Origin of the sequence: Psychrobacter sp. TB20-MNA-CIBAN-0197 (assembly GCF_040309765.1) — a bacterium.
In the GTDB taxonomy this organism is placed as follows: domain Bacteria; phylum Pseudomonadota; class Gammaproteobacteria; order Pseudomonadales; family Moraxellaceae; genus Psychrobacter; species Psychrobacter submarinus.
This window is the reverse complement of the sequence record NZ_JBEOPC010000006.1, coordinates 65809-77447: the sequence shown is the minus strand read 5'-3', so window position 1 is coordinate 77447 and position 11639 is coordinate 65809. Positions and strand designations below refer to the sequence as shown.

Genomic DNA, 11639 nt, shown 5'->3' with positions numbered 1-11639 from the left:
AGTATTTCAAAATGAGTCAAATCCAACATAGCTTGCGACAACTAGTGTCGTAAGTGCGATAAAACACCTTATTATAAGAGCCATATTTTATGAGAGACTACAAGCTACTACTTGCAGGGATAATACTGTTATTGCTTCTTATTATTGTCGGGGTTATATCATGGTTATGGCTGAACAATAGTAAAAATATCGATCCCTTACCGATTTTGAGCCGTGAAGACGTCAAATCATTACAGGGCGAATCAGAAGAAGATAGCGACGCTGTCAAAAACGATGCCGCTGCCAATACGCTATATATTCAAGCGCAGCAGCCTCTGCAAGTACCTTTAGACGATGTAATCGTTAGCTTCGAGGCGCGTTATCCGCATATGCAAGTGTTAACCAATTACGTGCCAGCTACTGACCTGTTAATTTTGGACAATACTCATCCTACTGACTTAGTCATTGCCGATGATAAGTTATCTGATTCGTTATTAGCGTTATTAGAAGATGAGCTTAATAGTAAGGTAAAAAATAACATCGTTAATGCACCATCATCAACAAAAAACAGCTCAGTGACTGATGTCAAAAACCCAGAGTCTCAAACAACAACCGAGAACAAGGAGGCCCGAACGCTCAACCCGTTCGGTTATGCAATGAGAGAGTCGCAAACCGTAGAAGGCGTCATACTCAGTGATAAACCACTCGCTATCAACTTCCGCAACTTCCTTATTTCAAGCACTGGGCAAGACATTCTAAGACAGCATGAATTCGACAATATTGATGGCTATCAAAATAGTGTAGACGACTTATTCAACCCGACTTCAAATGGTAAAACGGCAGTAGAAGACACTGAGATCGTCACTGATTCTATAACCAATAGCTAATGACCAGTCGCTGTTTTTAATAAATCTCTCTTTCTATTCACTAGAAGGTTAAGATTGATTTTATCACGCCACTTTTTTACAATAATGCTTTGAAATGCGCCTATAGCTCAACAGGATAGAGCAGTTGCCTCCTAAGCGATCGATCGGGGTTCGAGTCCCTGTGGGCGCACCAATCACTGTATTTAGAGCCAACCTCGCATTACCTAAAACCCTCCGACCCCCCTATCATGACTAAGCGGCAGTCTTTATTAAACACTTTGAAGTATTCACCATTCTGGAAAAAAAGTGGCGCTCCCAAAAAGTAAATATAGCTATATTTGAGCGTTCACTTTCTTACTCAGCGATTGGGATACTTTTAGTTTAGATAAAAAAGGCTTGCCCGCTCATATTGAAGCGGTAACCGATAACCATAAATAAAAGAACAGAACCTGCTATTTGCACTGTTACTTACAGACCCCTTTTGCCTTATTATTTAGCTGGATAACCCATGATCAAAAAGATAGTTTTAATAGTAGCCGTATTGGTGTTAGCCCTCGGCTTTTTTTACTTTGACCTCAATGAGTTGTTGACGCTTGAAGGTCTAAAGGGCTCAATGGCTCAGTTCAATCAATACCAAGCACAGACGCCTTGGTTGGTCATTGGTGGCTTTTTTTTAGCTTATATCGTTGTTACCGCCTTATCCTTACCTGGCGCGGCGATTATGACTTTGGCGGCTGGTGCATTATTTGGGTTGATGCAAGGTCTGCTTATTGCCTCTTTTGCCTCCAGTATCGGGGCGACATTGGCTTTTTTGACCTCGCGTTATTTATTACGAGACTCTATCAAACAGCGCTTTCCCGAACGCTTGGCCGCTATTGATGCTGGTGTGGAAAAAGAAGGGGGATTTTATTTATTTACTCTACGCTTAGTGCCGATATTCCCCTTCTTCTTGATCAATCTGTTAATGGGTGTCACTGCGATCAAGGCTCGAACTTTTTATTGGGTCAGTCAACTCGGTATGCTCGCAGGGACCTTTGTATTCGTAAATGCCGGTACCCAATTGGCGCAAATTACGAGCTTATCTGGCATTTTATCGTTCAACTTAATAGCCTCATTTGCGCTACTTGGGTTTTTTCCATTGATCGCTAAGGGCATACTCAATCTACTAAAAAAACGCCGCGTCTATAAAAACTATACTAAGCCCAGAACGTTCGATCGTAATATGATTGTGATTGGCGCTGGGGCTAGTGGACTCGTGACCAGCTATATTGCGGCCACAGTTAAGGCCAAAGTCACCCTCATCGAAGCAGGTGAGATGGGCGGCGACTGCCTGAACTATGGCTGTGTACCCAGTAAAGCTTTAATCAAAAGTGCCAAAGTTGCCGAGCAAATGCGCAATGGTGAGCGCTACGGCCTCGATAATACCCAGCCAACCTTCTCATTCAATAATGTCATGAGCCGTGTGCATAAGATCATCGCAGATATCGCCCCAAACGATAGTGTCGAGCGTTATACTGAACTGGGTGTCGAAGTCCTCAAAGGCTATGCCAAACTCATCGATCCATGGACGGTGGAGATTACGCTGAATGAGGGTGGCACTCAAAGACTCACCGCACGCTCCATTGTTATCGCAACTGGCGCTCGCCCCTTTATACCAGACTTACCAGGTTTAGAGGAAACGGGTTATGTGACGAGCGACACGCTTTGGAATACATTTTCTGAGCTTGAGGAAACTCCCAAAAAGTTGGTCGTCCTTGGCGGCGGCCCTATTGGCTCAGAGCTGGCACAAGCCTTTGCGCGCTTAGGCTCTAATGTGACGCAGATAGAGCGAGGCGAACGCCTGATGAAAAAAGAAGATAGTGAAGTTTCAGAATTTGCCCAGCAAGCGCTCATTAACAGTGGTGTCACGGTCTTAACTTCAAGGCAAGCGACACGCTGTGAGATACGTAATGGTAAAAAATATATCATCGTTGAGCCTCATGGTGATCATACAGATCAGCAAGAAACCGCTATTGAATATGACCAATTAATCTGCGCTGTAGGTCGTAGCGCCCGCTTAGAGGGTTATGGACTTGAAGCTTTGGGTATCGAGAGCGAACGCACCATAAGCACTGACGACTACCTAGAAACCCTCTACCCTAACATCTATGCGGCAGGCGATGTCGCAGGCCCTTATCAATTCACCCATGTTGCCTCTCATCAAGCGTGGTATGCAGCAGTCAATGGCTTGTTTGGAAAGTTTAAGAGATTTAAAGTAGATTACCGCGTTATTCCTTGGACGACCTTTATTGATCCAGAAGTGGCGCGAGTCGGTCTAAACGAGCAAGAGGCAATCGATAAAGGTATCGACTTTGAAGTGACTCGCTATGACTTTGCAGACTTAGATCGTGCGCTAACAGAAAGCGCGAACCAAGGCTTTATCAAAGTTATCACCCCAGCAGGCAAAGATAAGATATTAGGCGTCACTATTGTGGCTGAACATGCCGGAGACATCATGCCTGAGTTTATACTGGCTATGAAGCATGGTTTAGGGTTAAATAAAATACTTGGCACCATTCATATGTACCCTACTTGGGCGGAAGCTAATAAATATGCCGCAGGTGAATGGAAACGCAATCATGCGCCCGAAAAAGTATTAAACTTACTTGAGAAGTACCATACGTGGCGCCGAGGTTAGTGATTTATATGAGCAGCCCCGCTAAAAATATAGCCCCGCTAAAAATATAGACCCGCTAAAAATATAAAACGATAACGGAACCTCAAATGCACGTAATGAACGCTTTGCTAGCTTCACCGACCTTTAAGACACTCCGTCAATATAGTCGCTATAGCAGTTACGCTATCGCGCTTAGCTTTTGTCTAGGTATCTCTGCTAGTAGCGTCTCGACGACTAGCAGCGCAGCAGGTCGTAACGTACAGTCGTCTTGGGAGCAACTGTACGAGCGCGGCAAAAACCAAGACGTTTATTTTCATGCTTGGGGCGGTGATCCGCAGGTAAATGCTTATATTCAGTGGGCGGCAGACGTCGTTGAAGATAAATACCTAACGCCTATCATAAAACCAATACTAACGCCGATAGCCGCCACCTTACATAAGCGCGGCATCACGGCTGACCAATTGACGCTAGCTGGGTTTCTTATTGGCATAGTAGCGCTACCACTACTGGCTTATCAGCTATGGTTTGCCGCACTGGTTGCGATTATACTCAACCGTGTTTTTGATGGCTTAGATGGCGCTCTTGCTCGTTATGCCAACCAAAGCACAAGCGCTGGTGGCTACTTAGATATTACCCTCGACTTTTTATTTTATGCCGCTATTCCGCTTGGCTTGATCTTCGCTGATCCTGAACAAAACGCTATTGCCGGAGCGCTATTGCTTGCTGCCTTTATCGGTACTGGCTCTAGCTTTTTGGCCTTTGCCATAGCCGCTGAGAAGTTTGAACTCGACAAGCCGCAGTTTAAATACAAGAGCTTTTATTATTTAAATGGACTCACCGAAGGTACTGAAACCATAGCTTTATTTATTGCCTTTTGTATTTGGCCACAGCACTTTGTGCTCTTAGCCAGTATCTTTGCTGCAGCCTGTGCTATCACTATCGTGACTCGTATCTACGGCGGTTACCATACTCTCAAACGTTTAGAAGCTAAATCGTGAATGCTAATAAGTACAATAGAAGGTCGACTCAAAATATAAGCTTTGAGTCGACCTTATTACTGAACGAACGATAGTGAACTAGCCTGCAGACTTATCGTTACGTAGCCCCTCTATTGAGAAAGCCATATCTTCAGCCAGTGCACGTACCGCGGCACTATCAACATCACGCTGCGCGAAGGCTCGCAAACCCATGACTTCTGCCTGCAATCGACGTGCTAACCTTAGCGGATCAAGCTCAGCATCAAGCTCCCTTAAACGCTGTGCCTCTACAAAACATTCAGCAAAACGCGACTCCATGCCAGCCAATAGTTTCTCGACTTTCTGTAATGCCGCCTGCTCGCGAGCGCCAAGCTCAAGCAAGCTTTTGACCAACATACAAGCGCGACTGGGCAAATCTTTATCGCGGATGCCACCAAGCTGACGTATAAAAGCGGCCAGTCCTGATAAAGGCGATTGATGATGAGCCAGTATTCGCTCAAGCTCAGTTAATGAAGCCTTAGCATAATGATCTAGCGCCTCTTGAAACAGGCCATCTTTATTACCAAAGGCGGCGTAAATGCTACCCGGGCGCATATCAAGAGCCTGTTCAATATCTTTTAAGGAAGTCGCATGAAAGCCTTTATGCCAAAACAGCTTTACAGCGCGATCTAGTGCCTCTTGACGATTATATAGTGTAGTACGTGACATCAAATCTTCCAGTTTTTAAAATTTCAGTACAAAAACCCCCTATCTCTTTAAGTAGGGGGTAGTTCATGCGCTGACTACTAAGTCGCTGAAGAAGTCAAATCGCATGGTTTGAGTGATTACTCAATTTTATCTTGCTTCACTACTATAGTCTAGTTAAGTTTTATTATGATTGCTTAGCCTATCAGCCCTTATCTACATCAATCGGATGATATAACACCTAAACACCCTGTCAGCTATGCTGACAGGGTGTTTAAACTACCCATTATTACTGATAAGAGGGGCTAATAACCGTTCGTTCTTGAACCTGAGTGCTAGGGAGATGCCGCATATCATATTCCAAAATCTTTATTCGATAGCTTTTGGCTACGCCTCGATTACTCCTAACAATGACCTTACCCTCATCAAAATCTAAGTCCTTGAAATCTAAGTCATCGAAATCTAAGTCGTTAAAACCTAAGTCATCAACATCAGTATTCCATTGTTTTTCATTAACAGGTGTCTCTATTTGAGAGTTATACTGATACATCTCTGCCAACATTGGCAAAATAGCCAATGTGGAGGTGGCTGGAACAATCGCCAACATCAATCCTAAACCATATAAACGTGCTAAAAAGACGCTACGATTAAAACTAGATTTCATAATAGTAATCCTTAGTATAATGACAGTAGGTATTAGGGTTTAAGCCCGCTCGCGCATCATCAAATGGCGTAAGCGTCTTACAAGCGAGCCCTACTCAGAAACGCTACGGTTACGCGTTCTACCATCTACCTCTACGATCACCTTGCTCACCGCGTTCTGCCTTCATTTGTTGCAGCTGAGCACGCTGCTCAGCAGTTAAAACTTTAGCGATCGCGTGTTGGCTTTGAACGTTATCGATGAACCGCTGTTTTGATTGTGCGGCATGTTGATTCGCTAAGCGATTCAAGGTTGTCGTATCAAGCGTACTGGCATTAGTTAAGGCTCGAAGCTGTTCACGCATTTGTTCGCGTTGAGCTTTGTTTTGTTCGCGAGTAGTGTTGCGCTCCGTTCTGTCGGCTTCTTTGATAGCTTTGATTTGAGCTTGCTGCGTGGCTGTCAAATTAAGCTGAGATAATGGCCCCCTATCTGTAGACATACCGCTTTTGTGATGTTGCATCTGGGTTGCGCGCTGAGGTTGATTGTCTGGAGCGGCACTGGCAATGCCAGCCATTCCCAATAAAGTTGACGCTGATACTAAGGTTGCGAGGGTTAGGTTTTTCATTATGTTTTCCTTTTGGAATGAATATTAGAAATACTAGGGTTTTTTCAATTTACAGTCTTGCAAATCGTTATGAACCCTTTGAGAAAACAGTGTTCTGTTGACAAGACAAATCATAAGCGATTGTGATGTTGCATAGATTTATAAAACTTTAAGAAAGGTAAAGATTGTCACTACTAGGCCTTTGTCTCTTGTAAACTTATGCACTGCATTAGCTGAGCGGCTAAACAACTATGACTCATAAAGCATTAACTTATATCTGGATTTTATAGATATCATTGAAACCAATATCATCGATTTTTTTTTAAATTTAGGATTTTTTATGACTCATATTTTGCTTGCTGACGACGACGAGCTGACCCAATTACTACAAGAGTATCTGCATAATCATGACGTCAGCTGCGATTGTGTATACGATGGCGAGCAAGTACTGAAGCGACTACAGGATCCGGGGTATCAATACGATCTGTTAGTGCTGGATATTATGATGCCAAAAATCGATGGTCTGAGCGTCCTGCGTCAGCTTCCTACGACCAGTCAAATTCCAGTGATTATGCTAACAGCAAAAGGCGATGAGATTGATCGTATTATTGGGCTTGAGCTTGGCGCTGATGATTATATTGCTAAACCCTGCAATCCAAGAGAGCTATTGGCTCGTATTAACGCCGTTATTAAGCGCTCGACCCTAATATCAACCGATATAGCACCGCTCAATCATGATCGATTGCTACTGGATCAAGGCCACCGCATTTGTAAAATAGATGGACTTGAGCTGCAAGTAACAGGTACTGAGTTTGACTTATTAGTCGCCTTATTAAAGCAGCAAGGTGAAGTGGTCAGTAAAGAATGGCTGTCACAAACTGTCCTTCAGCGTGAGCTACAACCTTTTGATCGTAGCCTTGATGTTCATGTGTCTCGCCTTAGAAAAAAACTTCGGCCTTTTCATGACGATCCTATCAAAGCCATACGTGGCAAGGGTTATCAATTGGTACTTTGATGAATAATTTTAAGTCATATATGCGCTTACTAAATCTAGCCCCTTCTTTGTTTTGGCGACTATTCATAAGTTTATTACTGATGCTATTGGTGATGTCTACTATATCTATTGGTATAGAGAGGTGGATAAATGCGCAAGCATTAGAATCACGAATGGCGTTGCAAGTTGCGCACTTAGTGACGGTTAGACAGGAGGTTGTCCAAGCCTTGGAATCAGGCGATTATAAAAAGGTGCGACAGATTTATCGTAGTACACGTGGTCTTACAAACCAGCTGCTTATTATTGATGAACAGGGACTACCCTTTCATTATCGATTCAAACCTGATTGGGTTAAAGAGTTTTCAGAAAATAATAGGGAGCCCAAGACTGCCAATCAACAAGCCTCTCCAACTGAGCGCATGATTCAACACGTCATACCAGATACCAGTTACTACCCTGAGTTACAGGATATCTCTGTTGTGACTCCAGATAATTATACTTATAAAGTACAGCTACAACCTCGTCTGCCTTTACATGAGCTTGTCGCGTTACAAAGAACACACCTACCTATGCGCATCAGCATTATTTTACTCTTTAGTGTTTTGGCGTGTTATTGGTTTAGTCGCACTTTGTCCAAACGGATTCGCCTCGTTCAACTTAAAGTACACCGTATGAGCGAAGGAGATTATCTAGTTGGGGATGACTTATCACAGTTAGGGGATGATGAGCTTGGCATACTCGCAAAAGATGTTGCAGGTTTGTCTAATAGACTGGCTGATAGCGAGATGTCTCGTAAGCAGATGCTCAGCGACATCTCTCATGAGTTACGCTCGCCACTAGCGCGTCTTGAAGTGGCGACTGAGCTGACTCGGGATTATGCACCCAATGCGACGCATTATCTTGACCGTATTCAAAAAGAGTCCACTCGAATGAATGAGCTGATTGGGCAAATTATTCATATTCAATCACTGCAAATGCAGCGCTATGTGGCGCGCCCTGAGGACTGCGAGTCGATAGATATAGCAATGCTCCTTGATGAGATTGGTCAGGACGTGAGTTTTGAGTTTTATGACAAGCACGTTGAATGGCAATGTTTGAGAAATAAGGACAATAGTAGTGATGATGAGCTTTCATACCTTATAATCGGTAATCGAGAGCAACTGCATAGCGCTTTTGAAAATGTGATTCGTAATGCCTTTATCCATTCAAACTCACATTCTATCGTCTCATCTAAGATTGAAACTATTAAGCTTACACATCAAACATCGACAATAAAAATAAGCATTATAGATCAAGGAGCAGGCATAGATAATGATAACCTAGAGCGTATATTTCAGCCTTTTGTACGCCTAGATGCGTCCAGACAACGCCCAACAAGCCCTACTGCTAACAGCATTGCTAATAAAACCCGTAAAAAAGAAGACGGTTACGGGCTTGGACTGGCTATTGCCCAGGCGATTATTGCCGCGCATAAAGGACAGATTAGCGCGCGCAATCGTGAAGATGGTGTCACAGGGCTCGTGGTTGAGATAGTATTACCCGTATCTACTTAACGATTTTTTATCATCCAGTGCCGTAAAACCACATCCTTTTAAGCATTGAAAAAGGTTTTAGACATTAGCCATCAAGCTACCGTAAATCATCAACGACCGCTAACATAGCAAGTAATGAGGCTTCTCCCAGTTTCATAGAACGCTCAGGCGACCAACCTGTATCGGCATCAGGCACATTATCATTATCTTTAAACGGCATCTCTAAAGTATTGGCCAGACAGTCAAAATGCTCCGCTACCCAATTAGTGGCAACTGTCATGTTCGCTGTGCCCGGTGCATCAATCTCATAACCATATTCCGACTGAAAGTCAGCGCTAGCGAGTTTCAATACCTCGGTGAATCTATCACGCAAATGTGCGAGGCGCTCACTATAACTTGGTGCCCCTTGAGAGCCTGCCAAAAACACATAAGGTAGCGCTTCATCACCATGCACATCATAAAACAAATCTACACCTGTGGCCTCCATTTTGTTGATGACGTGAAAGACCTCAGGGCTTCTCTCCAGACTTGGATTTGACCACTCACGGTTTAGATTAGCCCCTGCAGCGTTAGTACGTAGATGTCCGCGCACACTGCCATCTGGGTTCATATTTGGCACGATATAGACATTCGCTTTTTCTAACAGCTGTTTAGCCGTGGCATTGTCCTCATCGAGTAGGCTGTACAGCAGTCCTTCAATTAGCCATTCGGCCATCGTTTCGCCCGGATGCTGGCGCGCAATGATCCAAATGCTGCGTTTATTTACATCACTACTGCTATCGCCATTACCTATTTTTACTAAGGTCAAGTCGCGCTTATCAAGCGTTTCACCCAAATGCTCTAAAGTTGCTAACGGGTGCATTTGTACCGTCGCTAATAAATCTTGATGGCGCTCATAGCTGTATGGCGCAAAATAAGCAATTTGTATATTGTCATAAGCCATATCCACAGTTATGCTCAACTTGCCGTCTTTGTAGGTAGTGGGCAGACGAAACCAATCTTCGCGATCGTAGGAAGCGACCGCTTGGTAATTCTCCCAGCCCTTAACATAAGACGCCTCTCCTGCATTCATGATATTAAGAACATAATGGTCGCCAATCTCACCTGACAGGCGAAAGTTAAACCACTGAAAAAACTCGCGACCAGCGTCCGGTCGTATGGACAGTTGGATATCTTGTTTGTTCTCTAAACTTATAACCTCGATGTTACCGGCATCAAAATTGGCAGTGATACGCATATTTTTTCCTTAATATTACAGATAAATAGCACAGCTTAATGAGCAAGTGCATTATTTCGCAAACTTTCTATAGAGGTTGCCATATCCTCAGCTGATGCATGCACCGCTATACTATCTACATCACGCTGAGCAAAAGCACGTAAACCCATCACCTCAGCTTGTACTCGGCGCCCAAGTACAACAGGGCAACTAGCTTACGGCTGCTAACTTATGGCTACTCAGTATAACAGTGTCAAGCACTGAGCCAGCGTTAACGCTACGGACTATCAGGTACAAAAGGTAAAAGGAGTTCATTGGACTGCTACTATCTAGCAACAGGAGCCGCCCTGACATGATCAGCTGGGAAGTTGGCGCTAAAGGTTGAGCCCTGCCCTTCTACCGACTCAATCTGCAAAGTGGTGTCGTACTGATAGAGCACGTGCTTGACAATCGCCAGTCCCAATCCCGTGCCGCCCGTAGCGCGACTGCGCCCGCTATCCACTCGATAGAAGCGCTCAGTCAATCGGGCGACATGCTCTGGAGCAATACCAAGCCCATCATCGGTGACTGCAAACTGGCAGCCATCTGATGTCTTAGTCCAACTGATGACGATGTTGCCAGCTTTTGGGGTATATTTGATAGCATTAATAACGAGATTGGATAAGGCGCTGTTTAAATACATCTCTGAGCCATAAAGACCATCATAGGTGTCTATCTGCAAATGCAGCGTATGACCATACTCTTGGTTATATGCTTGCGCGTCGTCGTAGACGTGGGTGAGCAGCTTAGTCATATCGATATAATGTAGCTCATGGGTCTCTTCAATCTCAATCCGAGACAGCAATAATAGATCGTTAACGACTCTATTCATCCGCGCAGTCTGCTGCGTCATAAGCTCAAAACCGCGTCGCCATTGCGGCGGCATATCAGGTTGATCTGAGAAGTTTTCTAGATAGCCCATCAATACGGTTAATGGCGTTCGCAGCTCATGAGAGACATTAGCCACGAAGTCGCGGCGCATTTGTTCTAAGTGGTGTAAACGAGTTACATCATAAATGATAAGTAACTTCTCGTCGCCAAAAGGCGTAAGCTCACATTTCAAATATCGATTGGGATCGCGCCATGACGCTATATGGACACCATCATTGGGTATCGTCATAGTCTGATAATATTGCCGGAACTCAGGAACGTCAATAAAGTCAAAAATGCTTTTGCCTTGATCTACTGACTGCAATAGTAATAGATCCTGCGCCGCCTGATTCCACCACTCCAACCCATCATCGTCATTGAGCAAAATCACTGCATCTCGCAGAGCTCCCAAGGCGCTACTGATCTTTTTGAGTTGCTTGGTACTGTTCTGAGTAGATACTTGCTCCTGACTGTTTTTTTGCACATTGTCTTTTTGCATAGGTTTTGTCTCTACACTGACCTTCGGCGTTAGCATGTTTATTGACTATCCTTAATATTGGCTACATTACAATCGATACGGTT

At 44.1% G+C, this 11639-nt stretch carries 10 protein-coding genes and 1 tRNA gene; 6 read left to right on the top strand and 5 right to left on the bottom strand.

Features of this window, described 5'->3' with window-relative positions; translation table 11 throughout:
• Positions 1-89: 89 nt before the first annotated feature.
• The 4 genes from AAEY83_RS03160 (at position 90) to AAEY83_RS03145 (ending at position 4499) form a co-directional block, all read left to right on the top strand.
• Positions 90-866 carry a hypothetical protein gene (locus AAEY83_RS03160; protein WP_025646979.1) on the top strand — a complete coding sequence of 259 codons (777 nt, stop codon included), beginning with the start codon at positions 90-92 and terminating at the stop codon, positions 864-866.
• Between the two features lie 96 nt (positions 867-962).
• A tRNA-Arg gene (locus AAEY83_RS03155) sits at positions 963-1038 on the top strand.
• 315 nt (positions 1039-1353) lie between these two features.
• A complete protein-coding gene (locus AAEY83_RS03150; protein ID WP_025646978.1) occupies positions 1354-3522 on the top strand; it encodes a dihydrolipoyl dehydrogenase family protein in 2169 nt (722 codons plus the stop codon).
• Positions 3523-3608: 86 nt separating this feature from the next.
• The gene (locus tag AAEY83_RS03145; RefSeq protein ID WP_264673196.1) at positions 3609-4499 is read left to right on the top strand and encodes a CDP-alcohol phosphatidyltransferase family protein; all 891 of its coding nucleotides are present in this window, start codon (positions 3609-3611) and stop codon (positions 4497-4499) included.
• Between the two features lie 78 nt (positions 4500-4577).
• Here AAEY83_RS03145 and AAEY83_RS03140 read toward each other — a convergent pair whose 3' ends face one another.
• The 3 genes from AAEY83_RS03140 to AAEY83_RS03130 all read right to left on the bottom strand — a co-directional run bounded on the left by AAEY83_RS03140 (position 4578) and on the right by AAEY83_RS03130 (position 6427).
• Positions 4578-5186: a TetR/AcrR family transcriptional regulator gene (locus AAEY83_RS03140; protein WP_025646977.1), complete on the bottom strand. Its 609-nt coding sequence runs from the start codon at positions 5184-5186 to the stop codon at positions 4578-4580.
• A 265-nt stretch (positions 5187-5451) separates the two neighbouring features.
• The gene (locus AAEY83_RS03135; protein WP_025646976.1) at positions 5452-5826 is read right to left on the bottom strand and encodes a hypothetical protein; all 375 of its coding nucleotides are present in this window, start codon (positions 5824-5826) and stop codon (positions 5452-5454) included.
• A 118-nt stretch (positions 5827-5944) separates the two neighbouring features.
• Complete coding sequence (locus AAEY83_RS03130; RefSeq protein WP_025646975.1) at positions 5945-6427, bottom strand: Spy/CpxP family protein refolding chaperone; 483 nt, start codon at positions 6425-6427, stop codon at positions 5945-5947.
• A gap of 319 nt (positions 6428-6746) precedes the next feature.
• Here AAEY83_RS03130 and AAEY83_RS03125 point away from each other — a divergent pair, with 319 nt between their 5' ends.
• Together AAEY83_RS03125 and AAEY83_RS03120 are read left to right on the top strand one after the other, a co-directional pair.
• Positions 6747-7421 carry a response regulator transcription factor gene (locus AAEY83_RS03125; protein WP_025646974.1) on the top strand — a complete coding sequence of 225 codons (675 nt, stop codon included), beginning with the start codon at positions 6747-6749 and terminating at the stop codon, positions 7419-7421.
• 92 nt (positions 7422-7513) lie between these two features.
• Positions 7514-8953, top strand: coding sequence for a sensor histidine kinase (locus tag AAEY83_RS03120; protein ID WP_227501961.1), 1440 nt, complete (start codon positions 7514-7516; stop codon positions 8951-8953).
• A 76-nt stretch (positions 8954-9029) separates the two neighbouring features.
• Here AAEY83_RS03120 and AAEY83_RS03115 read toward each other — a convergent pair whose 3' ends face one another.
• Both AAEY83_RS03115 and phoR read right to left on the bottom strand, forming a co-directional pair.
• The gene (locus tag AAEY83_RS03115; protein WP_025646972.1) at positions 9030-10169 is read right to left on the bottom strand and encodes a M14 family metallopeptidase; all 1140 of its coding nucleotides are present in this window, start codon (positions 10167-10169) and stop codon (positions 9030-9032) included.
• Positions 10170-10473: 304 nt separating this feature from the next.
• Positions 10474-11592 (bottom strand): phosphate regulon sensor histidine kinase PhoR, encoded by a 1119-nt coding sequence (phoR, locus tag AAEY83_RS03110; RefSeq protein WP_025646971.1) that lies wholly within the window; start codon positions 11590-11592, stop codon positions 10474-10476.
• Positions 11593-11639 lie beyond the last annotated feature (47 nt).